General features: G+C 55.1%; 22 protein-coding genes. 21 read left to right on the forward strand and 1 reads right to left on the reverse strand.

Going from position 1 to position 24,822, the window contains the following annotated elements; all coding sequences use genetic code 11:
- Nucleotides 1–80: 80 nt before the first annotated feature.
- The 19 genes from DQG23_RS18640 (at nucleotide 81) to spoVM (ending at nucleotide 21,776) form a co-directional block, all read left to right on the forward strand.
- Nucleotides 81–2,864, forward strand: a complete 2,784-nt coding sequence (locus DQG23_RS18640; RefSeq protein ID WP_113032370.1) for a calcium-translocating P-type ATPase, SERCA-type — start codon at nucleotides 81–83, stop codon at nucleotides 2,862–2,864.
- 494 nt (nucleotides 2,865–3,358) lie between these two features.
- Nucleotides 3,359–4,195 (forward strand): diaminopimelate epimerase, encoded by an 837-nt coding sequence (gene dapF / locus DQG23_RS18645; protein ID WP_113032371.1) that lies wholly within the window; start codon nucleotides 3,359–3,361, stop codon nucleotides 4,193–4,195.
- 1 nt (nucleotide 4,196) lies between these two features.
- Nucleotides 4,197–6,116 carry a bifunctional homocysteine S-methyltransferase/methylenetetrahydrofolate reductase gene (locus tag DQG23_RS18650; protein ID WP_113032372.1) on the forward strand — a complete coding sequence of 640 codons (1,920 nt, stop codon included), beginning with the start codon at nucleotides 4,197–4,199 and terminating at the stop codon, nucleotides 6,114–6,116.
- A gap of 31 nt (nucleotides 6,117–6,147) precedes the next feature.
- Nucleotides 6,148–7,035, forward strand: a complete 888-nt coding sequence (locus DQG23_RS18655; RefSeq protein WP_238177934.1) for a YicC/YloC family endoribonuclease — start codon at nucleotides 6,148–6,150, stop codon at nucleotides 7,033–7,035.
- 267 nt (nucleotides 7,036–7,302) lie between these two features.
- Complete coding sequence (gene remA, locus DQG23_RS18660; protein ID WP_009672664.1) at nucleotides 7,303–7,563, forward strand: extracellular matrix/biofilm regulator RemA; 261 nt, start codon at nucleotides 7,303–7,305, stop codon at nucleotides 7,561–7,563.
- Nucleotides 7,553–8,218, forward strand: a complete 666-nt coding sequence (gene gmk, locus DQG23_RS18665) for a guanylate kinase (protein ID WP_113032374.1) — start codon at nucleotides 7,553–7,555, stop codon at nucleotides 8,216–8,218. The genes remA and gmk overlap by 11 nt, the downstream gene beginning before the upstream one ends.
- A complete protein-coding gene (gene rpoZ, locus DQG23_RS18670; protein WP_113032375.1) occupies nucleotides 8,196–8,408 on the forward strand; it encodes a DNA-directed RNA polymerase subunit omega in 213 nt (70 codons plus the stop codon). The genes gmk and rpoZ overlap by 23 nt, the downstream gene beginning before the upstream one ends.
- Before the next feature lie 110 nt (nucleotides 8,409–8,518).
- Entirely contained in the window at nucleotides 8,519–9,730 is a 1,212-nt protein-coding gene (gene coaBC / locus DQG23_RS18675) for a bifunctional phosphopantothenoylcysteine decarboxylase/phosphopantothenate--cysteine ligase CoaBC (protein WP_113032376.1), read from the forward strand.
- Nucleotides 9,730–12,303, forward strand: a complete 2,574-nt coding sequence (gene priA / locus DQG23_RS18680) for a primosomal protein N' (protein ID WP_113032377.1) — start codon at nucleotides 9,730–9,732, stop codon at nucleotides 12,301–12,303. Before coaBC ends, priA begins: the two co-directional genes overlap by 1 nt.
- A gap of 56 nt (nucleotides 12,304–12,359) precedes the next feature.
- Nucleotides 12,360–12,842, forward strand: coding sequence for a peptide deformylase (gene def / locus DQG23_RS18685; protein WP_113032378.1), 483 nt, complete (start codon nucleotides 12,360–12,362; stop codon nucleotides 12,840–12,842).
- Between the two features lie 5 nt (nucleotides 12,843–12,847).
- Nucleotides 12,848–13,801 (forward strand): methionyl-tRNA formyltransferase, encoded by a 954-nt coding sequence (fmt, locus tag DQG23_RS18690; protein WP_113032455.1) that lies wholly within the window; start codon nucleotides 12,848–12,850, stop codon nucleotides 13,799–13,801.
- Nucleotides 13,802–13,918: 117 nt separating this feature from the next.
- The gene (rsmB, locus tag DQG23_RS18695) at nucleotides 13,919–15,298 is read left to right on the forward strand and encodes a 16S rRNA (cytosine(967)-C(5))-methyltransferase RsmB (protein ID WP_272949056.1); all 1,380 of its coding nucleotides are present in this window, start codon (nucleotides 13,919–13,921) and stop codon (nucleotides 15,296–15,298) included.
- 173 nt (nucleotides 15,299–15,471) lie between these two features.
- Nucleotides 15,472–16,521, forward strand: a complete 1,050-nt coding sequence (rlmN, locus tag DQG23_RS18700; RefSeq protein ID WP_113032379.1) for a dual-specificity RNA methyltransferase RlmN — start codon at nucleotides 15,472–15,474, stop codon at nucleotides 16,519–16,521.
- Nucleotides 16,522–16,527: 6 nt separating this feature from the next.
- Nucleotides 16,528–17,295: a Stp1/IreP family PP2C-type Ser/Thr phosphatase gene (locus DQG23_RS18705; protein ID WP_113032380.1), complete on the forward strand. Its 768-nt coding sequence runs from the start codon at nucleotides 16,528–16,530 to the stop codon at nucleotides 17,293–17,295.
- Complete coding sequence (gene pknB / locus DQG23_RS18710) at nucleotides 17,292–19,355, forward strand: Stk1 family PASTA domain-containing Ser/Thr kinase (protein ID WP_113032381.1); 2,064 nt, start codon at nucleotides 17,292–17,294, stop codon at nucleotides 19,353–19,355. The genes DQG23_RS18705 and pknB overlap by 4 nt, the downstream gene beginning before the upstream one ends.
- A gap of 3 nt (nucleotides 19,356–19,358) precedes the next feature.
- The gene (gene rsgA, locus DQG23_RS18715; protein ID WP_113032382.1) at nucleotides 19,359–20,270 is read left to right on the forward strand and encodes a ribosome small subunit-dependent GTPase A; all 912 of its coding nucleotides are present in this window, start codon (nucleotides 19,359–19,361) and stop codon (nucleotides 20,268–20,270) included.
- Nucleotides 20,271–20,272: 2 nt separating this feature from the next.
- A complete protein-coding gene (gene rpe / locus DQG23_RS18720) occupies nucleotides 20,273–20,932 on the forward strand; it encodes a ribulose-phosphate 3-epimerase (RefSeq protein WP_113032383.1) in 660 nt (219 codons plus the stop codon).
- 14 nt (nucleotides 20,933–20,946) lie between these two features.
- Nucleotides 20,947–21,237, forward strand: a complete 291-nt coding sequence (locus tag DQG23_RS18725; protein WP_113032384.1) for a hypothetical protein — start codon at nucleotides 20,947–20,949, stop codon at nucleotides 21,235–21,237.
- Between the two features lie 458 nt (nucleotides 21,238–21,695).
- Entirely contained in the window at nucleotides 21,696–21,776 is an 81-nt protein-coding gene (gene spoVM / locus DQG23_RS18730) for a stage V sporulation protein SpoVM (RefSeq protein ID WP_036658759.1), read from the forward strand.
- A 317-nt stretch (nucleotides 21,777–22,093) separates the two neighbouring features.
- On the opposite strand, the gene rpmB is transcribed toward spoVM, so the two are convergent.
- Nucleotides 22,094–22,282: a 50S ribosomal protein L28 gene (gene rpmB, locus DQG23_RS18735; protein WP_113032385.1), complete on the reverse strand. Its 189-nt coding sequence runs from the start codon at nucleotides 22,280–22,282 to the stop codon at nucleotides 22,094–22,096.
- A gap of 267 nt (nucleotides 22,283–22,549) precedes the next feature.
- Here rpmB and DQG23_RS18740 point away from each other — a divergent pair, with 267 nt between their 5' ends.
- Together DQG23_RS18740 and DQG23_RS18745 are read left to right on the forward strand one after the other, a co-directional pair.
- Nucleotides 22,550–22,909 (forward strand): Asp23/Gls24 family envelope stress response protein, encoded by a 360-nt coding sequence (locus tag DQG23_RS18740; RefSeq protein ID WP_113032386.1) that lies wholly within the window; start codon nucleotides 22,550–22,552, stop codon nucleotides 22,907–22,909.
- Nucleotides 22,910–23,054: 145 nt separating this feature from the next.
- A complete protein-coding gene (locus DQG23_RS18745; RefSeq protein ID WP_192894606.1) occupies nucleotides 23,055–24,785 on the forward strand; it encodes a DAK2 domain-containing protein in 1,731 nt (576 codons plus the stop codon).
- Nucleotides 24,786–24,822 lie beyond the last annotated feature (37 nt).

Below are 24,822 nucleotides of genomic sequence, written 5' to 3' on the forward strand. Positions count from 1 at the left end.
TCAGGGCACCGCGAAAAGTTCCGTATGCATACGGGGCGGAAGTCGCTTTTCGGGGCAATCATGGAGGAGGGAAAACGGGGATGAGTCAGAAGAAGTGGTACCAGATGACCGACGAGGAGACGCTGCAGGCGACGCAGACCGACCCTGCGGAAGGCTTGTCTTGGAATGAAGCGTCAAGACGAAGGATGGAACATGGCGGGAACGAGCTGGCGGAGGGTAAGGCCGTCTCCCCTATTACATTGTTTCTAAACCAATTCAAAGATTTTATGGTGCTCGTGCTCATGGGCGCGACGCTTATTTCCGGCTTGCTCGGCGAATATCTGGATGCGATTACGATCGTAGCGATAATCGTGATGAACGGCGTACTCGGCTTTTTCCAGGAGTTTCGCGCGGAACGGTCGCTTCGGGCGCTGAAGGAGCTGTCCGCTCCATCGGCCAAGGTTATTCGCGAAGGCGTGCTTGCCCAGGTGCCGGCGCGCGAGCTGGTGGCGGGCGATATCGTCCTCTTGGAAAGCGGCGACCGGATCCCCGCCGATATACGCTGGCTGGAGACCAACGGTCTTTATGCGGAGGAATCCGCCCTGACCGGGGAATCGCTGCCTGTCGGCAAGCACACGGCACCGCTGGCGGGAGAAGAGGTGCCGCTTGGCGACCAGCGCAATCTCGGCTTTATGGGGACGATGGTAACGCGCGGCACGGCAAGAGGAATCGTTGTCCGGACAGGCATGGCGACCGAAATGGGGAAAATCGCCGATCTGATCCAAGGCACGGAGGAAATGGAAACGCCGCTGCAGCACAGGCTGGAGCAGCTCGGCAAAATATTGATTATGGTTGCGATTGGGTTGACGGTCATGGTCGTCGTAGCGGGCATTATGCATGGACAGCCGATGTACGGCATGTTCCTCGCCGGCGTCAGTTTGGCGGTAGCCGCCATACCGGAAGGACTGCCGGCTATCGTTACGATCGCGCTTTCCCTCGGCGTGCAGCGGATGATCAAACGAAAGGCGATCGTACGGAAGCTTCCTTCCGTCGAAACGCTCGGCTGCGCATCGGTGATTTGCTCGGACAAAACCGGGACGCTTACGCAAAATAAAATGACCATTACGCACTTATGGCTGGGCGGGAACGCCTTGGAGGTTACCGGAGACGGCTATGAGCCCCATGGCGATATCATGTGCCAGGGCAGGGTCGTTGATATGCGCAAGGATCAAATGCTGCGCAGGCTGCTTCAGGTTTCCGTGCTGTGCAACAATGCGGTGCTCGATCAGGAGCAGCCGGACGTCAAACGGAAGAAGGGCAAGGAGGAAGCGAAGCCGCTTTGGACGATCAAAGGCGATCCGACGGAAGGGGCGCTCGTCGTACTGGGGGCGAAGGCCGGCATTACGCAGCAAAATTTATCGGGCTCTTACCGGCGCGTAACCGAGCTTCCGTTCGATTCGGAGCGGAAGCGCATGTCGGTCGTCGTCGAGCATCAGGGCGGCGCGCTTGTTTGCACGAAGGGCGCGCCGGATATGCTGCTTTCCAGATGCGGTTACATTCTGTGGGAAGAAAAGGTTATTCCATTCACGAACACGCTGCGGCAAAAAGTTCTTGCTGCCAATGATGCAATGGCCGGCTCGGCGCTGCGCGTCCTCGCGCTGGCATACCGGGAGCTGAAGCCGTCCGAGCGCAATTCGGATGACGAGGAAGCACTCGAATCGAATCTCGTATTCGTCGGGCTGACAGGCATGATCGATCCGCCGCGGCCGGAGGTTCGCGACGCCATCGTAAGATGCAAAAAAGCCGGCATTCGCACCGTTATGATTACAGGCGACCATCAGGCAACCGCCGAAGCGATTGCCAGGCAGCTCGGCATGCTGCCTGCGAACGGACTCGTGATGAACGGGCAGCAGCTTGCGGCGATAAGCGACGAACAGCTGGACGCCAGAATCGAGGAAGTCAGCGTTTATGCCCGGGTTGCGCCGGAGCACAAGCTGCGAATCGTAAAATCGCTGCAGCGCAAAGGCCACGTCGTGGCGATGACCGGAGACGGCGTGAACGATGCGCCGGCGATCAAAGCCGCCGATATCGGCATCTCGATGGGAATTACCGGCACGGACGTTTCGAAGGAAGCTTCGGCATTGATACTGAGCGACGACAATTTTGCGACGATCGTGGCCGCCATCGAAGAAGGGCGCGGCATTTACGAAAATATTCGAAAATTTATCCGTTATTTGCTCGCTTCCAACGTAGGTGAAATATTGACGATGTTTTTCGCGATGATGGCCGGACTGCCGCTTCCGCTTCTGCCGATCCAAATTTTATGGGTCAATCTCGTTACCGACGGGCTGCCCGCCATGGCGCTCGGGGTCGACCAGGCGGAGAAAGACTTGATGCAGCATAAGCCTCGTTCGGCGAAAGAAAACATTTTTGCACGCCGTCTCGGGTGGAAGATTATAAGCAGAGGCATATTGATCGGCTTATGTACGCTCGGCGCTTTCTGGATTACGCTGCAGCAGGATCCGGGAACCGGCGGCGACGCTTTGGCCAGGGCGCAGACCGTGGCGTTCGCAACGCTTGTCATGGCGCAGCTGATCCACGTATTCGACTGCCGCAGCTCGCGCTCGATTTTCCACCGCAACCCGCTGCAAAACAAATATTTGGTGCTGGCTGTCGTTTCATCGGTGGTGCTCCTGCTTGCCGTTCTTTACATCGACCAGCTTCAGCCTATATTCAAAACGGTCGACCTGTACGGGAAGGATTGGCTGCTCGTGCTTGTAGCAGGCGGCATCCCTACCTTCTTGATGGGAATCGGCAGCGTGCTCCAGAAGCCTTCCAAGAAGAAACGGATCACTTACGGAGGAACGCGCACCCTTGCGAAGTAAATCTCAATCGCAGCTTATCCTTCTGTCATGGTAAGCAATCGCCGCTTGCAGCCACGCTGCTGGCGGCGGTTTTGCGTTCATGCGAACCTGCCGATGTGGTATAATGGAAGAAGACGGACGCGGCATGGAACGGCCATAAGGAGCGGGCGGAACAGAAACGACGCTTGATAGCGGACGGATGGGCGTGAGTTTTCTTGGTTGATCAGAACGTATATCATGAAAGCAGCTCTAAACCTCGGTAAACACGCCACTCCTAGCTATGCTTACGAAGTCGCTTTCTTCGAAAGCGTTTAGGACGGCGAAGCCGTTTATCCTTGAAAACGATTGAAAATATAATAGCGAAAGACTACTCTAGCATTAAAATTTGAGGTATGATAATGGCTAATCAAACGTGAGGGACGGTTAGCCCGTATTTGCGTACGATTGCTATGCCGGCATGGTTCGGCGGGCGATTGCATAATCGATAGATAGATCATAGTCGGGAGTGGAGAACGATGGATTTTACGAAAATGCATGGATTAGGCAACGACTTTATCGTAGTAGTGGGAGAGCCGAAGCTTCCGGATAACGCCGCCGCTCTTGCAATAGAGCTATGCAACCGGTTTTTCGGAATCGGCGCGGACGGGCTCGTTTATATTTTGCCTTCCGAGAAGGCGGACTTTATGATGCGCATTATGAACTCGGACGGGTCGGAGGCGGAGCAATGCGGCAATGCGATTCGCTGCGTCTCGAAATACGTCTACGATCACGGCATGACGGATAAGGAAGAAATTACGATCGAAACGATCGGCGCAGGCGTGCAAAAAGTGCAGCTTAGCGTGCAGGACGGCAAAGTGGCGACGGTTCGCGTCGACATGGGGCAGCCGATTCTTAAAGGCACGCAAGTGCCGACGACGATCGACCAGGACGTCGTGCTTGGCCATCCGATCGAGGTGGACGGACGCGAGTTCAGGTTTACGGCGGTGTCGATGGGCAATCCGCATTGCGTCATTTATGTGGATGACGCCGTCAGCTTCGATTTGCAGGCATGGGGGCCGAAGCTGGAAACCCATCCGCTGTTTCCGCGCAAGATCAACGTCGAGTTCGTAACCGTGAAGTCGCGCGATTACGCCGATATGCGTGTTTGGGAGCGAGGCGCCGGACCGACGCTGGCATGCGGCACCGGAGCTTGCGCCACGCTGGTTTCCTCCGTTCTGAACGGTTTGACCGACCGCAAGGCAACCGTATCGCTGAAAGGCGGAGATCTATATATCGAATGGAACGAGGAAGACAATCACGTTTATATGACCGGTCCGGCGCAGGAAGTATTCCATGGAACGGTAGGGTTGTAACATGAAACAGGACTTGCGACAAGCGCTTAAGGAACGTACGTTGACCGGAGACGGCGCGATGGGTACGTATTTGTACCATCTGGGGCTACCGGTCGGCATTTCATATGAGGAACTGAACATAACGCAGCCCGACGTCATTGCCGACGTGCACCGCCGGTATTATGATGCGGGAGCGAGACTTATCGAAACGAACACGTATACGGCAAACCGCGAAAAGCTGTCCAAATTCGGTCTCGAGCTGGACGTGGCTGCCATCAATCGCGCAGGCGTGGAGCTGGCCCGCAAAGCGGTCGGCGCAGACGCCTATGTCGTCGGCGCGGTCGGCTCGATTCGATCCGGCAGACGCCGCGTCGTCATCAACGCGCAGCTGGAAGACGACTTCCGCGAGCAGATGGAGGCGCTGCTCGAAGCGGGAGCGGACGGATTGCTGCTTGAGACGTTCTACGAGCATGACGAATTGCTCGCGGCTCTGCGGGTCGCCAGAAGCTTGACGAATTTGCCGGTTATCTGCCAATTCGTAACGGAGGACAGCGGCGTAACCCGGGACGGCATCGCCCTCGATACCGCCTTCGCACAACTGGCGAGCGAAGGCGCGGACGTGGTCGGCTTCAATTGCCACAGCGGTCCGAACGGCATCCTCCGCGCGCTGGAGAAGCTGACGCCGATTCCGAATGTGCCGTTCTCGGTTTATCCGAATGCGGGTTTGCCGAAGCTTGTGGACGGCCAATATACGTACTCGGCGCCGCCCGAATATTTCGCCTCGATGTCCGGACGCTTCGCGGCGTTAGGCGCGCGCATTATCGGCGGCTGCTGCGGAACGACGCCCGAGCATATCGCGGCGATCGCCCAGGCGCTGGCAGGCGGTGCGGCCGCGGCTCCCGTACAAAGCCCGGCGGCAGGTACCGCCGCGCAGCATGCCGAGCCCGATCGGGCGCCTGCGGCGGATGCGGAGCAAACGGCGGAGATCGTGCAGCAGCCGTGCGTATGCGGCGGAGAGCATGACGACGAGCTGTCGCTTGTCGAGCTGGTGAAGCGGCGCCATACGGTCATCGTCGAATTCGATTCGCCTCGCGGCTTGTCGGTCGAGAAGTTCATGAAGGGCTCCGAGACGCTTCGCGATGCCGGAGTCGACGCGATTTCGATGGCCGATAATTCACTGGCGCAAACGCGAATGAGCAACGTATCGACCGGCTATTTGGTCAAGGAGAAGCTGGGCGTCCGGCCGCTTGTGCATATCGCCTGCCGGGACCGCAATTCGATCGGCATGCAATCGCATCTGATGGGACTTCATGCGCTTGACATCGATCATGTGCTGGCGATTACCGGCGATCCGGCCCGCGTCGGCGATTTGCCCGGCGCAAGCTCGGTATACGATATGACGTCCTTCGATCTGATCCGGATGACAAAGCAGCTTAACGGCGGCCTGGCCTTCTCGGGAAAGCAGCTGAAGGAGAAGGCGAAATTCGTCGTCGGCTCGGCTTTCGATCCGAACGTTAAATATTTGGAGAAGGCCGTCCAGCGGATGGAGAAAAAAATCGAAGCCGGCGCCGACTATTTTATGACGCAGCCGGTCTATGACCCGGCGATCGTGGAAAAGCTGTATACTATGACCAGACATATTTCGGCGCCGATTTTTATCGGCATCATGCCGCTCATTAGCGGCCGCAACGCCGAATATTTGCATAACGAAGTGCCGGGCATCCGCATTACGGAAGCTGCGCGAAGCCGGATGGCGGGACTTGAAGGGGAAGAAGGCCGCCGCGCCGGGGTTGAAATTGCTAAGGAACTGATCGATGAAGTAATCCGATATTTTAACGGCATTTATTTGATGACGCCGATGATGTTCTCCGAGATGACCGCGGAGCTGACGAAATACGTTTGGGAGAAGACCGGAGCCAAAACGATTACCTCTTGTCCCTAGACATAAAATGAATTAAAATGGTTGGGATGTGATGCCAGTGATCGTCAGTATGACCGGGTTCGGGCAAGCGACGCGCAGCGCGGGCGGTTATCGGCTCCATATCGATGCGCGATCGGTCAATCATCGTTATGCCGAAATCGTCGTAAGGCTTCCCCGCGAAGCGCAGCCGTTCGAGGACAGTCTGAAAAAAACCGTCCAGCAGTCGATCAAACGCGGCCGCGTAGACGTTTATGTGACGGTGGAGAAGGAAGCGTCCTTCGGCCAGAAGGCCGTTATCGATTGGCCGCTTGCCGAAGCTTACGTACAGGCCGCCGAACAGCTGCAGGAAAAGTTCCGCTTGACGGAGCCGATTCGAATCGCAGATTTGCTGCAAATCCCGCAGCTCGTGCGGCTCAGCGAGGCGGAGACGAATGATGCGGACATACTCGAGGAAGAGTTGAAGGCATGCTTGCGCGAAGCTTTGGAGCAGCTCGTTCGTATGCGCGAAGCGGAAGGAAGCCATTTGCGGACCGATTTGCTGAACCGTCTTGCCGAGATGGAGAGACTCCACCGTTCGGTACGGGACAAAGCGCCGCAAGTCGCATCGGACTACAAGACCAGGCTGCGCGGCAGGCTGGAGGAGCTCCTAGGCGCTTTGCCGCTAGATGAAAGCAGGGTCGTTGCCGAAGCGGCCGTTTTTGCCGAAAGATCGAACATTGACGAGGAATTAACCCGGCTTGCGAGCCATTTTATTCAATTCTCGCAGTTGATCGACGGCGGGGAACCGCCTGGACGACGGCTCGATTTCTTGATTCAGGAAATGAACCGCGAAGTGAATACGATCGGTTCGAAGGCGAACGACGCTGAGATTGCCGGATATGTCGTAGCCATGAAAGCCGAGCTTGAGAAAATGCGCGAACAAGTGCAAAATGTCGAATAATAAACGAAATCATGGAACGTTTCTCCGAATACAGCGTATATACTCGTACGTTCGCAATTTTTCGTTAACGTCATCTTGTATAGGTCATCTTGCGAACGGCAAGACTGAATCATTGTCTTCATTTATCCAGTAATCGATGCATATGACGCCAACTTTCCTTTCGGAAAGCTTCGAGTTGACGCTGACGACGCCATTTTCTTGCACAAGAAAAACAAGCTCATGCCTAGACGTCGACTTTCCTAACGGAAAACTTTTAGGAGGAAAACAATGGCCATCAAACTTATTAACATCGGCTTCGGAAACATCGTATCCGCAAATCGGATTATTTCGATTGTGAGTCCGGAATCCGCACCGATCAAGCGGATCATTCAAGAGGCGCGCGACCGCCATATGCTTATCGACGCCACATACGGACGCCGTACACGCGCCGTCATCATCACGGACAGCGATCATGTCATCCTCTCAGCGGTACAGCCGGAAACGGTGGCGCATCGACTTTCCAACAAGGACGATGATCATGACGAATAATGTTGGTCAGCTGAATAACGAGGGAAGAGGCATACTGATCGTGCTTTCCGGCCCGTCCGGCGTCGGTAAGGGAACGGTCTGCGCCCAGCTTCGGAAGTGCGCCGAAGATCTCGTTTATTCGGTATCCGCCACGACGCGGTCCCCGAGACAAGGGGAAGTAGACGGCGTCAACTATTTTTTCAAAACGAAGGAACAATTCCAATCGATGATCGCGGGAGACGAGCTGCTGGAGTGGGCGGAATACGTCGGCAATTATTATGGAACTCCGCGGGATTTCGTCGAACGGACGCTTTCATCAGGCAAGGATATCATATTGGAGATTGAAGTTCAGGGTGCGCTTAAAGTCAGACAAAAGTTTCCTGAGGGCATTTTTATTTTCTTGCTTCCTCCTTCGCTGAACGAGCTGCAAAACCGGATTACGACGCGCGGTACCGAAAGCGAGGAAACGATTCGCAGCCGGATGAACGTGGCGGTTGAAGAACTGGCGCTGCTGGAGCATTATGACTATGCGATCGTCAATGACGAAGTGCAGAAGGCATGCGAGCGCGTCCAGGCGATCCTTACAGCGGAGCATTGCAAGAGAGAGCGAGTTTCGCCGAAAATTCAAAAATGGCTGGAAGAGGTGGCAGACAATGTTGTATCCTTCGATCGATAAGCTGCTTGACAAGGTCGACAGCAAATATTCTTTGGTCGTCGCAGTTTCCAAACGCGCGCGCAAGCTGCGCGAAGGGACGAAATCCGAGCTTCGCAATCCGAAATCGCATAAGCAGGTAGGCGTAGCGCTCGAGGAGCTCTATATGGATTACATTCACTACGAGAAGCTGCACAAGGAAGCAACCAAGTAGTACCAAATAACAACCCGCAGAGGTTGTTATTTTTTTAGTCTAACAGCAAGTATATCGTCGTTAATAAAATTCCCGCCAGTTACTTTTCAGGGGAACAAGGAGGCCGTAAGATGCTGAAAGGCAAAACGATTTTGCTCGGCGTATGCGGAGGAATTGCCGCGTACAAGGCGGCGGCGTTGTGCAGCAAGCTGACCCAAGCCGGCGCCCGAGTCCGCGTCATCATGACGGAGTCGGCGCTGCAATTCGTCACGCCGTTAACATTCCAAACGCTGTCGCGACACGATGTGTATACGGACACGTTCGATGAGAAGAACGCAGCGGTAGTTTCGCATATCGACTTGGCGGATCATGCGGATGTCGTCATCGTAGCGCCGGCAACGGCAAATATGCTCGCCAAAATGGCGCATGGGCTTGCCGACGATATGCTGAGCACGACGCTTCTCGCGACGATGGCGCCGGTCGTCGTCGCGCCGGCGATGAACGTGCATATGTACGACCATCCGGCCGTAAAGAGCAATATGTCGGTGCTTCAGCAGCGCGGGGTGCGTTTCGTCGAACCCGGCGTCGGCCAGCTGGCATGCGGTTACGTGGGCAAGGGACGGCTTGCCGAGCCGGAGGAAATCGTTGCGTATCTCGAAAGGATGTTTGCCGAGCGGAAGCTTTTGGCCGGCAAACGGATGCTTGTCACGGCAGGCGGAACGATCGAGCGGATCGATCCGGTCCGTTATTTGACGAATGATTCTTCAGGCAAAATGGGGTATGCGATCGCCGAAGCGGCCGGAAGGATGGGGGCCGACGTCACGCTTGTCACCGCCAAAACGGGATTGGCGGCGCCGGAAGGCGTTCGGGTCATTCCGGTCATTTCGGCGCGGGATATGCTGGAAGCGGTCATGTCGAGGCTCGACGAGTCGGATATCGTGATCAAATCCGCGGCGGTTGCGGACTATCGTCCGGCCGTGCAAGAAGCCCGCAAAATTAAAAAGAAAGAAGACACGATGACGATAACGCTTGTGAAGAACGAAGATATACTGCAGACGGTTGGAGAGAATCGGACCCATCAATTCGTCGTAGGCTTTGCAGCCGAGACGGCGCCGACCGAGCAGATGATCATGGACAAGCTGATGCGGAAAAACTGCGATCTTCTTGTCGTAAACGACGTCTCGCTGGATGGAGCGGGCTTCGGTCTCGATACGAATATCGTGAACGTGTATGACCGTAACGGACTCCTCGAAGCAATGCCTATACTGAGCAAGCTGGAAGTGGCGGAGAAGCTGCTCAAGCTTGTCGCGGCTCGGGTTTCGGCTGCGGGGAGCGAAAGCTGATGATTGCCAATGTGATCGTCGACGTGCCGGCGAAGCAGACGAACCGCACCTTCGATTATATCATTCCGGATGCGATGCGGGGATGGCTGGCGATCGGAAGCCGGGTCGGCGTGCCGTTCGGACCGCGCGTCGTTCAAGGCTTTGTCGTCAGCATGTCGGAGCGCGCCGACGTCGCCGCAAGCAAGCTGAAGCCGATCGCCCAAGTGATGGACCTCGTGCCTCCGCTTACCCCCGAGCTTGTCGAGCTGGCACGGTGGATGAGCCGCACCTATTTATGTCATGAGATTACCGCGCTCCAAGCCATGATTCCCGGGGCGCTCAAGGCTAAGTACGAGCGCTATGTAACGTTAGGCGGGGCTGCCGACGAGGAGGCTGCCGCACAAGGGTTCGGACAGCTTTCATTTGATAATCGCGCCGACATAGCGGCATTCGTCCGCAGCAAGGAGCATGTGCCCCTCGAACAGCTGCTGGAAAGGTTCGCCGGTGACGGTGCGCTTATTCAAAGCATGATTAAAAGCGGGGAGCTGCTTGAGGTGCAGACGATCAAAAATCGTCTGTCCGCCAAAAAAGTGCTTGTCGTTTATCCGCCTGAGGATCCTTCCGTTCTGGAAGCATGCGTGAGCAAGCTTCCGGCCGGCGCGAAAAGGCAAAAAGAAGTGCTTGAGCATCTGATCCGGAACCCTGCCCCAGTCCGGCTGACGGAGCTTGCGCTGGAGTTGAACGTCGGGGCCGGCACCGTCAAAGGCTTGGCCGACAAGGGCTGGATCGGACTCCGCGAGACGGAGGTATTCCGCGATCCGTACGCCGGCCGCGAGTTTAAGCGAACGCAGCCGCTGCCCTTCACGGAGGAGCAAGCCGCTGTGTTCGAGCCTATTCAAGCTGCACTGACTGCCGTCAGACATGAGGTGTTCCTGCTGCATGGCGTGACCGGCAGCGGGAAGACGGAGGTGTATCTGCAGGCGATACGGCAATGCCTGGACCAGGGGCGCGAAGCGATCGTGCTTGTTCCGGAAATATCGTTGACACCGCAAATGGTCGAGCGCTTCAAGGGCCGTTTCGGCAGCGAAGTGGCCGTACTGCACAGCCGTCTCTCGAATGGCGAGCGTTATGACGAATGGCGGAAAATCGCGCTTAAGCAGGTGCGTGTCGTTATCGGCGCCCGCTCGGCGATTTTTGCACCTTTTACGAGTCTCGGCCTTATCATAATAGATGAAGAGCATGAAACGTCCTACAAGCAAGAGGACAGTCCGAAATACCACGCGCGCGAGGTCGCGATCGAGCGGGCGATTCGCCATCGAGCGGCAGTCGTACTCGGTTCCGCAACGCCGTCGCTGGAAAGTTACTATCGGGCCAGCGAACGGGATGACCGGAGCGGAGCCGCCGGCCGGCAGGCCGGACCGGGAGGAAGTCCGTTTGCCGGAGTAAACGCCGGCAGAGCGGCAGCCGTGGCGCATCCCTCGGCTTACCGGCTGCTAACAATGAAGGAACGGGTACAAGGCAGGCCGCTTCCGCCCGTCCATCTGGTCGATATGCGCGAGGAGCTGAAGCAGGGGAACCGGTCGATGTTCAGCCGCCCTTTGTATAAAGCGATCGAAGAACGGTTAGAAAAGAAACAACAGGTCGTTTTGTTTCTGAACCGTCGAGGCTACTCGACCTTCGTCATGTGCAGGGAATGCGGCCATACGCTCGGTTGCCCGCATTGCGACATATCGCTTACGTATCATCAAAGCTCGCAAACCGTCCGCTGCCATTATTGCGGCTATGCGGAGCCTCAAGCTCGTACTTGTCCGAGCTGCAGCAGCGAGCATATCCGTTTTTTCGGAACCGGCACGCAGAAGGTCGAGGAAGAGCTCGGCAAGCTCTTCCCCGGCATTCGGGTTATTCGGATGGACGTGGATACGACGACGGAGAAAGGCTCCCACGAAAAGCTGCTCACCATGTTCCGCAATCGGGAAGCCGACGTTCTGCTCGGGACGCAGATGGTCGCCAAAGGACTCGATTTCCCGGACGTTACGCTCGTCGGCGTCATCGCGGCGGATACGGTGCTGAATCTGCCCGATTTTCGCGCGGGAGAACGGACGTTTCAGCTGCTGACGCAGGTCGCGGGCAGGGCGGGCAGGCACGAGCTGCCGGGCGAAGTATTCGTCCAAACGTACACGCCGGAGCATTACAGCATCGTTACGGCGAGCGGGCACGATTATGAGGCGTTCCTCGAGGAGGAGCTCCGCATGCGCGAAGCCGGCGGATACCCGCCTTATTACCGGCTCATTCTGATTACGATCTCGCATGAGCAGATTCCTATGCTAGTCCGAACGGCGGAATCGCTTGTCGGGCATATTAAAGAGCTGCTGCTGCGGGAAACGGACGGAAGCGACGATGCGATGGTACTGGGGCCAGTAGCCTCGCCGATCCCGAGAATCAAAGATAGATATCGATTCCAATGCATGATAAAATATCGGGGGGATTCGCAGCTTCCCTCGCTTATTGCGAAAGCTGCGGAAGCGTTTGACGACGTATGCAGGCAGCATAACGTCCAGATCGGCATCGACGTCGATCCGCAATTATTGATGTAACGGACAATCGGTCCGCATAGTGTAAATGTTGCGAGAGGGAAAAGGTGGTTAACGACATGGCGATACGAATGATAGTAAAAGAGCCCGATCCGGTGCTTCGGGAGAAAGCGAAGCACGTACCGAGCATAACGCCGAATATTCAAAAGCTGCTCAGAGATATGGCGGATACGATGTACGATGCCCGCGGCGTCGGCTTGGCTGCCCCGCAAATCGGCATTTTGAAAAGGGCGATCGTAATGGACTGCGGTGAGGAGCACGGCGGTCTGATCGAATTGGTGAACCCTGAGATCGTATCGACGGAAGGCGAGCAATTCGGACCTGAAGGCTGCTTAAGCATTCCGGGCTTGCAAGGCGATGTGCGCCGTGCGGAGAAGGTCGTCGTAAAGGGACTGAACCGGAACGGCGAGACGATTACGATCGAAGGCACGGAGCTGCTGGCCCGCTGTATTTTGCATGAAGTCGATCATTTGAACGGCGTTCTGTTTACGGATTTAGCGGAGAAAGTGTACCGCAGCGAAGAACAGGAGGACGAGGAGTGAGCGGTGTGAAGGTTGTCTTCATGGGAACGCCGGATTTTGCCGTTCCGGCGCTTAACGTTCTGCTGGCGGAAGGCTACGATGTCGTCGCCGTCGTATCGCAGCCGGACCGCCCGAAGGGCCGCAAGCGGATTTTGACGCCGCCGCCTGTCAAAGTGGAAGCGGAGAAGCACGGCATCCCCGTACTTCAGCCTGAAAAAATGCGCAGCCCCGAATCGGTCGCTGCGCTTGCGGCATTCGAGCCCGATTTGATCGTTACGGCGGCTTACGGGCAAATATTGCCGAAATCGGTGCTGGCGCTGCCGAAGCACGGATGCATTAATGTACATGCTTCGCTGCTGCCGAAATACCGCGGCGGGGCGCCGATTCAGCATTCGATTCTGAAGGGCGAAGCCGTTACGGGCGTTACCATCATGTATATGGCCGAAGGGCTGGACACCGGAGATATGCTGGCGGTTACGGAAGTGCCGATTACGGACGAGGATACGGGCGGTTCGATGTTCGAGAAGCTAAGCGCGGCAGGCGCTGAATTGCTGAAACGGACGCTGCCGGAGCTATTGTCCGGTAAGCTGCAAGCGGTGCCGCAAAATCATGCGGAGGCGACGATCGCGCCGAATATCAAACGCGAAGACGAGCTTTTGCGTTGGGATAAAACAGCGATCGAGCTGTTTAATCAAATTCGCGGGCTGAACCCGTGGCCGGTTGCGTTTACGACGCTGAACGGCGAGGTGTTTAAAGTTTGGTCAAGCCTAAAGCCGTCTGAGGCAAGCCAAGGCCAAGCCGGCAAGGCGGATGCTGTGCCCGGAACGGTGCTGCAGCTTTCCGATGCGGGGATGGAAGTGCAGACCGGCGGCGGCACGCTCTGGCTAACCGTCGTGCAGCCGGCCGGCAAAAAAGCGATGGATGTCGCTCAATTTCGGCGGGGTGCGGCATTGCCGAGCGGTACCGTACTCGGACAATAAGTACGGGGTCAGGAGTTTGCAAGCTTAGAAGCGGACCGGGAATCGTAACGCGAATCCTTCATTCAAGAGCTCGCATATACGGGAATCGGTTCGCTGGAACGGAAGGAGGAGTTCGATTTGAACGAACGTTCGAGCAAATCGGGCGGATCCAAAATCAAATCTGCGCGGGAAATCGCCATGGACGTTTTGACGCGCGTAGATACCGATAAAGCATACAGTAATCTGCTTCTGAATCAGATGCTGCAGAAGCACAAGCTGGAGCGGCCTGATGCCGGCCTTGCGACCGAACTGGTGTACGGTACGATCCAGCGGCTTAATACGATCGATCATTTTCTCGCCCGATTCGTCGCTAAGGGCATTCATAAGCTGGAGCCTTGGGTACGCAGCTTGCTGCGGCTGAGCTTCTACCAGATTTATTACCTGCAGCGTATTCCTGCTCACGCAGCGGTTAACGAGGCGGTAAACATCGCCAAGAAAAAAGGCCATCAAGGGATTTCCGGGATGGTCAACGGTGTGCTTCGCAATGTGTTGAGGCAGAAGGATGCGCTTGTGATCGGCGAGGACGGGCATGCGGTCCGCCAAATATCGCTGCTTCATTCTCATCCCGAATGGCTGGTTGCCCGCTGGGTTCGCCAATACGGCGAGGAGACAACCGCGCGAATGTGCGAAGCGAACAACGAAGCGCCGCATGCAAGCGCAAGGGTAAACCGGATGAAGCGGACAAGGGAGGACATGCTCGGAGCGTTAGCCGCCTCCGGCTTGGATGCGGCGCCTTCGAAGCTCGCTCCGGCAGGCATCGTAGTCAAAGGCGGAGGGAATCTTGCCTTGACTCCCTGGTATGCCGAAGGCGAAATCAGCGTTCAGGACGAAAGCTCAATGCTCGTCGCGGAGGCCGTATCCCCCCGGCCGGGCATGCGCGTGCTGGATTGCTGCTCGGCCCCGGGCGGAAAGACGGCGCATATGGCAGAGAAGATGGGCGATAATGGGACGATCGTTGCCTGCGACCTGCATCCTCACAAGGAGCAGCTCATTCGCGATCAAGCCGACCGGCTGGGTCTTTCCGCCATACGGACGATAGTAGGCGACGCGGAGAAGCTGGACGCCGCATTCGAGGCCGAGTCGTTCGATTGCATTTTGCTTGATGCGCCATGCTCGGGCCTGGGAGTCATCCGGAGAAAGCCGGACCTGAAATGGGCCAAAGCGGAGACGGATATTGAGGATATTTGCGGCGTTCAGCATGCGATACTCGAATCCGTTCACAAGCTGCTTAAGCCGGGCGGCATTCTCGTCTACAGCACATGCACCGTGGAACGGAGCGAAAACGAGGGGATGATCGAGCGGTTTACCCGCGAGCATCCGGAATTTCGTCTCGAGCCGTTCCCGGAGGGCGCTTTGCCGCCTGAGCTCGAAGCAGAAGGCAGGCGCGGGATGCTTCAGCTGCTTCCGCATCATTTCCATTCGGACGGCTTCTTCATCGCACGGCTGCGCAAGGGCTGATTGGCTCGCTTAACCCGCTTCAATTATGGCAAAGCGGCAACGAGCCGGGTATTGGCTGCATGACGCTTTTGCAGCAGAGGCCGCTTCGCTTTCCGATCATGAACGCTTATGATAAAATAAGCTTTAATCGAGTCTTTACCAGAAATAAGAGTCTAAGTACAGGTTGTGATAGAATGAAACCGTTTATTTACGATTATTCGTTCGAGCAGTGGCAGGAATGGGTCAAGACGAACGGAATGCCGGCATTTCGTGCCGGCCAAATATTCGACTGGCTTTATGTGAAGCGGGTAACCTCTTTCGAGCAAATGACCAATTTGCCGAAGGCGCTGCGGGAGCTGCTCGAAGAACAGTTCCGTTTCGTTACGCTTGACGAAATTGCGCGCTACGAATCGAAGGACGGCACAGTCAAGTTTCTGTTCGAGCTTCAGGACAAAAATGCGATCGAAACCGTCATCATGAAGCATAGCTACGGAAACAGCGTTTGCGTAACGACACAAGTAGGCTGCCGGATCGGCTGCACGTTTTGCGCTTCGACCCTTGGCGGTTTGAAACGCGATCTTGCTCCCGGCGAGATTATCGCTCAAGTCGTCAAAGCCCAGCAATTGCTCGATGCGGTGAACGAAAGAGTCAGCAGCATCGTCATTATGGGCATCGGCGAGCCTTTCGAAAACTACGATTCGATGATGACCTTTCTGAAAGTGATGATTCACGAGAAAGGGCTGAACATCGGCCAGCGGCATATCACAGTGTCGACGAGCGGCATCGTGCCCAACATTTACCGTTTCGCCGACGAGGACACGCAGATCAATCTGGCGATTTCGATCCATGCGCCGAACGACGCTTTGCGCTCCAAGCTGATGCCGGTCAACCGCCGTTTTCCTTTCGCGGATATGATCCAGGCATGCAAGTATTATACCGAGAAGACGGGCCGGCGCATTACGTTCGAATACGCTTTGATGGGCGGCGTGAACGACCAGCCGGAGCATGCGGAAGAGCTGGCGGAAGTATTGAAGGAAATGCCGCTTGCCCATGTCAATCTCATTCCGGTTAATTTCGTGCAGGAACGCAATTATGTGCGAACGCCGCGAGAGCATATCTTCCGGTTCCAGCGTATATTGGAGAAGAACAAAGTGAATGCCACGATTCGAAGAGAGCAAGGAAGCGATATTGCCGCGGCATGCGGACAGCTTCGTGCGAAGCATTTGGAGTCGAGTGCGAGGTGATGAGTGATGAAAACAGCGGGCCGTACCGATGTCGGACGTATCCGGCAAGTCAATGAAGACCGCACTGTCGTGCTGCCGGAGCAAAACGGGATTACGGTATCGATCGTCGCCGACGGAATGGGCGGTCATCAAGCGGGCGACATTGCCAGCCAAATGGCGATCGAGGCGATTGCCGAACAACTGAACCTGCTTTCCAGCGAAATGGGCGTCGAGCAGTTGGAAGCGTCTGTTCGGTCTGCCATCGAGCAGGCCAACGAGCGAATCTACGATGTCGCTTCCTCGAAAGAGCAGTATCATGGAATGGGCACGACGGTCGTCGTGACAGCGGCATCCGAGAACGCCCTTGTTATCGGACATATCGGTGACAGCCGCGCCTACAAAATCGATAAAGAACAGCTGGTTCAACTGACGGAGGATCACTCTCTTGTCTATGAGCTCGTGCGCAGCGGACAAATTACGAAGGAAGAAGCGGAGCATCATCCTCGCCGCAATGTATTGACCAGGGCGTTAGGCACGGAGCCGAACGTTGTTGTGGACGTGCATCATTTCAACTGGACGGAAGGGGACATGGTCCTCATGTGCAGCGACGGCCTGAGCAGTCTTGTGGATAGCGAAACGCTCGCCGCCATATTGCGGTCGGACAGCGATTTGGAGACGAAGGTCGACGAGCTTGTCGAGAAAGCGTTGGAAGCCGGCGGCGACGATAATATTACGGTCGTCCTGATGGTCAATGTAAAGGAGCAGTCTGACGTGCAGGGAGGTGATGCCGTGTGATCGGACAGGAACTCGGAGGACGTTACGAACTGCTCGACCGAGTTGGCGGAGGCGGTATGGCCATCGTCTATAAAGGGCACGACCTGCTTTTGAACCGGAATGTGGCTGTTAAGGTTCTTCGCCAGCAGTATGTGCACGACGAGGAATTCATTCGCCGCTTTCGCAGAGAAGCCCAATCCGCGGCATCGTTGTCCCATCCTAACGTTGTCAGTATTTACGATGTAGGCCAGGAAGAGGATATCCACTACATCGTAATGGAATATATCGAAGGCATGACGCTGAACGATTTGATTAAAGAAAAGGCCCCTTTGCAGGTGGAAGACGCGATACATATCGCTACGCAAATATGCGATGCGCTCGATCACGCCCATTCGAATCAAATTATTCACCGCGACATTAAGCCTCATAATATTTTAATAGGCAAAAACGGAAGGGTAAAAGTAACCGACTTCGGGATCGCCCGGGCGGCTACGTCATCCACAATTACGCAAACCGGTTCCGTTATCGGCTCCGTCCATTATTTTTCGCCCGAGCATGCCAAAGGCATTGCGGCGGGCGCGAAGAGCGACCTGTATTCGCTTGGCATCGTTTTATATCAAATGCTTACGGGCAAGCTGCCGTTTCTCGGCGAAAGTCCAATCAGCGTTGCTCTTAAGCATCTGCAGGAAAATGTCGAGGAGCCGCGCAAGGTGAATCCGCTTATTCCGCAGAGCATCGAAAATATCATTCTTAAAGCGATGCGCAAAAATCCCGACGAGCGGTACCAGTCCGCTAAAGAAATGATGAGCGATCTGGAAACCTGCATGCTGCCCGAACGGCGCAACGAACCGAAGCTTTCGTTTGCCGACGCCGATGAATGGGACGAGGAGCGTACGCGTGTCGTGCCTGCCATCCGCTCGGATTCGTTTCCGCAGGACGGCGATGACGACGACGATGTACCGAAGCGCGGCAAAAAGAAAAAATCATGGGTCGCGCCGGTCGTATGGACCGTCATTTTGCTTGTCACGATCGTCGGAATGTGGTTCGGTGTCAAATACGTGCAGGATTCGATGCCGAAGGACGTGCCGATTCCGAACGTCGAAGGGAAGCCGCTGGAGGAAGCGCAAGCGGAGCTTAAAGCGGTCAATTTGAATTATCGGATAACGGAAGAATTCAACAAGGAGACTGAGAAAGGTAGGGTTATTCGGCAAAGCCCGTCCGCGATGAAAATCAAAGAAGGCTCGATTATTAACCTTACGGTCAGCAAAGGTGTCGAAAAACAGGTCATGCAGAGCTATATAGGCAAGAAATGGTCGGCCGTCAAACAGGAGCTCAAATCTGCTGGCTATACCGACATCCAGCTGCAAACGGAAGAAATATTCCACAAGGAAGAGAAAGATACGATTGTCGCGCAAACGCCGAATGCGAACGATGAGTTTGATCCGATGAAACCGCAGTTCAAGTTTACGATCAGCAAAGGGCTTGAGAAGAAAAAAATGCCCAATTTGACCGGTAAGACGCTGAACGAAGCGAAAGGCATTTTGACAAGCATGAACTTGAGCCTTACGCCGGGAGCGGAAGGCGTTGTCGAGCAGCCCAGCTACGACCAGCCCAAGGGCCGCGTAATCGCCCAGCATCCTTACAAGCCGGACGAAGACGTGGACGACGGTGCCGGCGATATCGTGCTGTTCGTCAGCAGTGGACCGCCGGCGAACGCGGTGACGGAGACGTTTATGCTCAATAAGACGTTCGAGCCTGCAACGGCCGGTAAAACGTCGAAATTCCGCATCGTCGTCAGCGACGCCAGGAAAGAAAATTCGGAATACAAAACGATGGACGTAAGCAAAAACGAAGCCGTTTCCGTACAAGTGACGCTGACGCCGGATAAAAATGCCGTCGTTCAGGTTTACCGCGACAACACGCTGTACGATACGCAGACATTTACGTATCAGGATTATTTGAAGACAAAAAATCCGCCGTCGCCGAGCCCGACTCCGAAGCCTTCGGAATCCGTCAAGCCGGTCGACGCCCCGGCGCAGAGCCCGAAATCGAGTCCAAGCTCTTCGCCGGGAGGAAGGTAACGCATGCCTCAAGGATTAATCGTAAAAGCGTTAAGCGGTTATTATTACGTGCTGCCGGACAGCGAGCCCGCAAGCGGGAGTCTCGAAGAGCGCCTGGTTCAATGCCGGGCGCGCGGCATTTTTAAGAAAAACAAAATATCGCCGCTTGTCGGCGACCGCGTTTTGTTCGAGCTGACCGAAAACGGAGAAGGTACGGTGGACGAGCTGTTCCCGCGGACTACCGAGCTCATCAGGCCTCCTGTCGCCAACGTGAATCAAGCGGTTCTCGTCTTTTCGCTGGCGGAGCCGGATTTGAACCTGCCGCTGCTCGATAAGTTTCTCGTATTCGTCGAGCATGCCGGAATGGACGCCGTATTATGCCTGACCAAGCGCGACCTGCTTGATGAAGACGGACAGCGGGAGATGGTAGAGGCCGCTCGGCTTTACGAAGCGATCGGTTATGCGGTCTTCGTAACGAGCGCGCTGCAAGGAGAAGGCGTGACGCCGCTTATGAAGCTGCTTGAAGGCACGATCAGCGTCGTCTCGGGACAATCGGGCGTAGGGAAATCGACATTACTGAACGCGCTTGTGCCGGGTCTCAATCTTGCGACGAACGAAATCAGCAACAAGCTGGGCCGAGGGAAGCATACGACCCGTCACGTCGAGCTGGTGCCTCTCGACGGTGGCGGCTGGATTGCCGATACGCCGGGGTTTAGCCAGCTGGATTTCGTTCAGCTTGAGCCTGAAGAGCTGGGCTCCTGCTTCCGGGAGTTTAAGGGTTATGCGGCCGGCTGCAGGTTTCGCGGCTGCGTTCACGACCAGGAGCCGGGCTGCCTCGTTCGGGAAGCGGTCGAGGCCGGAAATATCGCGTCCTCGAGATACCGTTCATACATGGCGTTTCTAGCCGAGATGCGCGATAGAAAACGGAGGTATTGACGATGGGGAATTTATTGATTGCGCCGTCGATTTTGTCCGCAGATTTTGCAAAGCTTGCGGATGAGATCCGAGATGTCGAGCGCGGGGGAGCGGATTGGATTCACGTCGATGTGATGGACGGCCATTTCGTGCCGAACATTACGCTCGGACCGCTTGTTGTAGAAGCGATTCGCCCGCACACCAAGCTTACGCTCGACGTTCACTTGATGATCGAGCGCCCGGACCTGTACATACCGGCATTCGCCAAAGCGGGTGCCGACCTCATATCGGTGCATGCCGAGGCTTGCCCGCATTTGCACCGCACCATCCATCTGATTCGCGAGCAAGGCGTGAAGGCGGGAGTCGTGCTAAATCCGGCGACTCCGTTAAGCGCTCTGGAGCATGTGCTAGGGGACGTCGATCTCGTACTGCTGATGACGGTTAACCCGGGCTTCGGCGGGCAATCATTCATTACATCCATGCTTGATAAAATCAAAGGCTTAAAGCGGATGCTTGTCGAACGCGGGCTGGAGCGGGTACATATTGAAGTGGACGGCGGCGTGAATGAAGAGACGGCTCGTCTTGCAGCGGAAGCGGGCGCAAATGTCCTTGTAGCCGGCAATGCCGTCTTTGCCAAGGCGGACCGGGCGGAAGCGATCCGCCTGATTCGCGGTCATGCCTAATAGGGGGATACACTGTGGCGGGATTACGGAATGTACTTATTTTTATGACTTTTAGCTTGCTGTGCGGCGCATTGATGTCCGCCTTCATCTTGGTGGAGGGCGTTTTCCGGTACGCGTTCTCGCTGGGAGCGATTGTGGCCGGCATCAAATTTTTCCGCATGTTTTCTTCGATCGGAGCGAGAATCGGCTTCGTTGCATCGGTTGTCGTTTTCGCGCTTATCATGCCGGCCATCTATGTCATGCTTGCTTATGCTTACGACTGGCCGATCAATCCGGTATATTTGGAAGGCATCGATAAGAAGTAAAACGATCGGATACAGAAAATCCAAGTCGAATCGCATAAATAAAAAAACGCAAACATACTATAGGTTACAAGAGCGCGAGCTTTTGTAGCCTTTTTTGAAATCTTAGAAAGTATATCTCTGCTGATTGTTCGATTTCCCGGTAAACGCGCCTCCTCTTAAAAGACGGCGTAGGCGTTTATCCTTGTATCATCGAGAAGCGTATCGCCGCCGATTATCCAAAGATATCCGGTAACCGCGCTTCCTTCGGAAAAGACAGAGCCGCCGTTTTGCGAAAATGCGCGATTGTGCGCGGAGTTTTCATCATAACCTGTGACCCGAAGGGTCATGAGCGCTTATCCTTGAACGATTCTGAAAGTGTTAAGGTCACTCTTTAGGGAATATTGTTCCAAAACGGTAGGCACTTTTCCGGTGAACGGAGAATATACTGACAGTAACGCAAACTCTCGGGAGGGGTACTTATGAAATTTTATACGGTGAAGCTGCCGAAATTTTTGGGTGGATTCGTTAAAGCGATCTTGAATACGTTCAGCAAAAACTAAGAGGTTGGGCGGCATCACGTACTTAATCGGATTAACAGCACGAAAGACGCCAGGTTCGAGCGATGCCGCTCTTGTGCCGCTTACGTCGGCTTTCATTCGGCGATAGGATTCATAATCAAACCGTTCCCGCGGCTGAAGCGGGCGGTTCCCTCATGCGATCGAACGGTTCTGCGCATATTCGGGCGGCGGCAGCTAATGGCGTATCCGCCAATTTCCCATGCCGTCCTGCCTCGAAATAATGAAGCAAGGGATTAGAAATAACGACAAACAAAAAAAGCACCTGGCGGTCAGGTGCTTCTTTGGCTTTCCGATTATGATTACACGCGTGTAACCTTGCCGGATTTCAATGCGCGGGTGCTCACATAAACGCGCTTTGGTTTGCCGTCAACGAGAATCCGTACTTTTTGCACGTTGACACCCCATGTGCGCTTGCTTTTATTGTTCGCGTGGGAAACGTTGTTACCTTGTTTAGGGGACTTCCCTGTAATGAAGCATTTGCGAGACATGAATTACACCTCCTCTGTAAGCGTTCGGAGCTTAATGCCATAAGCAGTCGTTAAACATACTTCAATATAATAGCATAGTAAAAAGAGGCAAGTCAATGAAGCAGTTGAATTTTTCCGGCGTCCGTCTAGGTTTTTGACAAACTTTATAGTACAATGAAAGGTAATCCCGCAAGTCAAGTGACAAATTCGGGGAGAACATGACAAGAAAAGCATGAATTGTACAATTGATAACGAATATAAGCTTGCGTGACGGAGGGTATGAGCATAATGCCAATACAAGTTAAAAACGAACTCGGGTCGATCCACGTATCCGACCAGATCATGTCTACGCTTGCCGGTTCGGCCGCCGTGGAATGCTACGGGCTTGTCGGCATGGCTTCCCGCAACCAACTGAAGGACGGCTTCGCCGAGATGCTCGGCCGGGAAAATTTAAGCCGCGGCGTCGTAGTGCGCAGGGAGCAGGACTTGCTTCACATCGATTTATATATTATTGTCAGCTACGGTACGAAAATTTCCGAAGTTGCGCATAATGTTCAGAACAGGGTCAAGTACATGCTCAATGAAGTGGTTGGTCTCGAGGTGGATTTCGTCAATATTTTTGTGCAGGGTGTCCGCGTCGCGAAATAGTTTTGAAACGGACATGCGAACCATGCGTAAATATTCCGATGGCGGTTGCCGCTTAGGAGCATAATAGCAAACGCAATTCGATAAACGATAAGCTCAGCCATCCATCCGGTAAGCAGACAACGATAGGCAACAGTAGGGAAGGAGAATGGATTTGGGTAAGCGCTTTAGCCGTTTGACCGGCACGGATTTTATCCGAATGGTATTCACGGCTGCACGATATTTGCATGATCATGTGAACCATGTTAACGCCCTGAACGTATTTCCGGTTCCGGACGGGGATACGGGCACGAATATGAATTTAACGATGACTTCGGGTGTCGAGGAGCTGAGTAAAAAACAGACGAACCATATCGGACAAGCAGCGGAGACGCTGTCCAAAGGTTTGCTGATGGGGGCTCGCGGCAATTCCGGAGTTATTTTGTCGCAGCTTTTTCGCGGTTTCGCAAAATCCGTTCAGTCATACGAGGAAATTAACGCGCAGCAATTTGCCGCCGCCTTGCAGCAGGGCGTCGATACCGCTTATAAGGCGGTGGTGAAACCCGTCGAGGGGACGATTTTGACGGTGGCGAAGGACGCGGCCAAGCATGCGATGCAGAATGCACGCAGAGCCGCCGATGTAACGGCGCTTATGGAAGAAACGTATGCGGCGGGAAAACAATCGCTTGCGCGTACGCCGGAGCTGCTCCCTGTTTTGAAACAAGTGGGCGTAGTCGATGCGGGCGGACAAGGGCTTATGTTCCTCTATGAAGGGTTCCTTGCCGCTTTGACGGATGATGCCGTCGTACCGGCGCACGCATTTACCGGCCAATCCGTTGCCCGAGAAGAGAACCACGTCCCCGCAGGACGAAGCGCGCAATCGCATATTTCTGCGGAGGAGATCGAATTCGGCTATTGCACCGAATTTATGGTCAAGCTCGATCAGACGAAGAGCAAGGGATTTGAAGAAACGGCTTTCCGCGACGCTCTGACCAAATTCGGTGACTCGCTGCTGGTCGTTGCGGACGACGAGCTTGTCAAGGTGCATATCCATGCGGAGTTTCCGGGCGAAGTGATGAACTATGCGATGAAATACGGTGAATTGATCAAAATCAAAATCGAGAATATGCGCGAGCAGCACGGCCATATCGTGATGCATGACGACGAAGCTTATGCGCAAGCGTGGGGCGTTTCGAATACGGCACAGGAGCAGCCGGCAGCCGCTGTAAAGCATTCGAAGCCGAGCGGGATGGTCGCGGTTGCGATCGGCGACGGAATATCCAAAATTTTGTCCAGTCTCGGCGTCGACCAAATCATTTCCGGCGGTCAGACGATGAATCCCAGCACCGAGGATATCGTGACGGCAATCCGCAACGTGCAGGCGAAGACGGTTTACGTTCTTCCGAACAATTCCAATATCGTGCTTGCCGCGCAGCAGGCCGTAGAGCTGGTGGAAGACAAAGAAGTGATCGTCATTCCGACCAAAACGATTCCGCAAGGCATTGCGGCTGCTCTCTCTTACCAAAGCGGAGCCGAATCGGATGCCGGTAACGCGGAAGCGATGAACCGTGCCGTCCGGCAAGTAAAGTCAGGGCAAGTGACGAATGCCGTACGCGATACGTCGATCGACGGCATCGATATTAAGGAAGGCGATTTTATCGGCATACAGGACGGCCAAATCGTCGCGTCTTGTCCGGACATCGTCGACGCTTGCCGCAAGCTGCTCGACAGCATGCTGGCGGAAGGCGGAGATCTTGTTACGATACTCGCCGGCTCCGATGCGTCCGAAGACGATACGGAATCGCTGACGGCCTATTTGGCCGACGCCTATCCGGATGCCGAAACGGAAATCCATGCAGGCGGACAACCGGTATACGCCTACTTGTTCGGCGTTGAATAATCCTGCGCTATACGCGTCGCGCAGGATCGAGATAAAT

The sequence above is a fragment of the Paenibacillus contaminans genome (assembly GCF_003285015.1).
GTDB lineage: Bacteria > Bacillota > Bacilli > Paenibacillales > NBRC-103111 > Paenibacillus_V > Paenibacillus_V contaminans.

Coding starts and splice junctions, on each gene's coding strand:
- DQG23_RS18640 (WP_113032370.1), top strand. CDS start 81: ATGAGTCAGAAGAAGTGGTACCAGATGACCGACGAGGAGACGCTGCAG.
- dapF (WP_113032371.1), top strand. CDS start 3,359: ATGGATTTTACGAAAATGCATGGATTAGGCAACGACTTTATCGTAGTA.
- DQG23_RS18650 (WP_113032372.1), top strand. CDS start 4,197: ATGAAACAGGACTTGCGACAAGCGCTTAAGGAACGTACGTTGACCGGA.
- DQG23_RS18655 (WP_238177934.1), top strand. CDS start 6,148: ATGCCAGTGATCGTCAGTATGACCGGGTTCGGGCAAGCGACGCGCAGC.
- remA (WP_009672664.1), top strand. CDS start 7,303: ATGGCCATCAAACTTATTAACATCGGCTTCGGAAACATCGTATCCGCA.
- gmk (WP_113032374.1), top strand. CDS start 7,553: ATGACGAATAATGTTGGTCAGCTGAATAACGAGGGAAGAGGCATACTG.
- rpoZ (WP_113032375.1), top strand. CDS start 8,196: ATGTTGTATCCTTCGATCGATAAGCTGCTTGACAAGGTCGACAGCAAA.
- coaBC (WP_113032376.1), top strand. CDS start 8,519: ATGCTGAAAGGCAAAACGATTTTGCTCGGCGTATGCGGAGGAATTGCC.
- priA (WP_113032377.1), top strand. CDS start 9,730: ATGATTGCCAATGTGATCGTCGACGTGCCGGCGAAGCAGACGAACCGC.
- def (WP_113032378.1), top strand. CDS start 12,360: ATGGCGATACGAATGATAGTAAAAGAGCCCGATCCGGTGCTTCGGGAG.
- rlmN (WP_113032379.1), top strand. CDS start 15,472: ATGAAACCGTTTATTTACGATTATTCGTTCGAGCAGTGGCAGGAATGG.
- DQG23_RS18705 (WP_113032380.1), top strand. CDS start 16,528: ATGAAAACAGCGGGCCGTACCGATGTCGGACGTATCCGGCAAGTCAAT.
- rsgA (WP_113032382.1), top strand. CDS start 19,359: ATGCCTCAAGGATTAATCGTAAAAGCGTTAAGCGGTTATTATTACGTG.
- rpe (WP_113032383.1), top strand. CDS start 20,273: ATGGGGAATTTATTGATTGCGCCGTCGATTTTGTCCGCAGATTTTGCA.
- spoVM (WP_036658759.1), top strand. CDS start 21,696: ATGAAATTTTATACGGTGAAGCTGCCGAAATTTTTGGGTGGATTCGTT.
- rpmB (WP_113032385.1), bottom strand. CDS start 22,282: ATGTCTCGCAAATGCTTCATTACAGGGAAGTCCCCTAAACAAGGTAAC.
- DQG23_RS18740 (WP_113032386.1), top strand. CDS start 22,550: ATGCCAATACAAGTTAAAAACGAACTCGGGTCGATCCACGTATCCGAC.
- DQG23_RS18745 (WP_192894606.1), top strand. CDS start 23,055: ATGGATTTGGGTAAGCGCTTTAGCCGTTTGACCGGCACGGATTTTATC.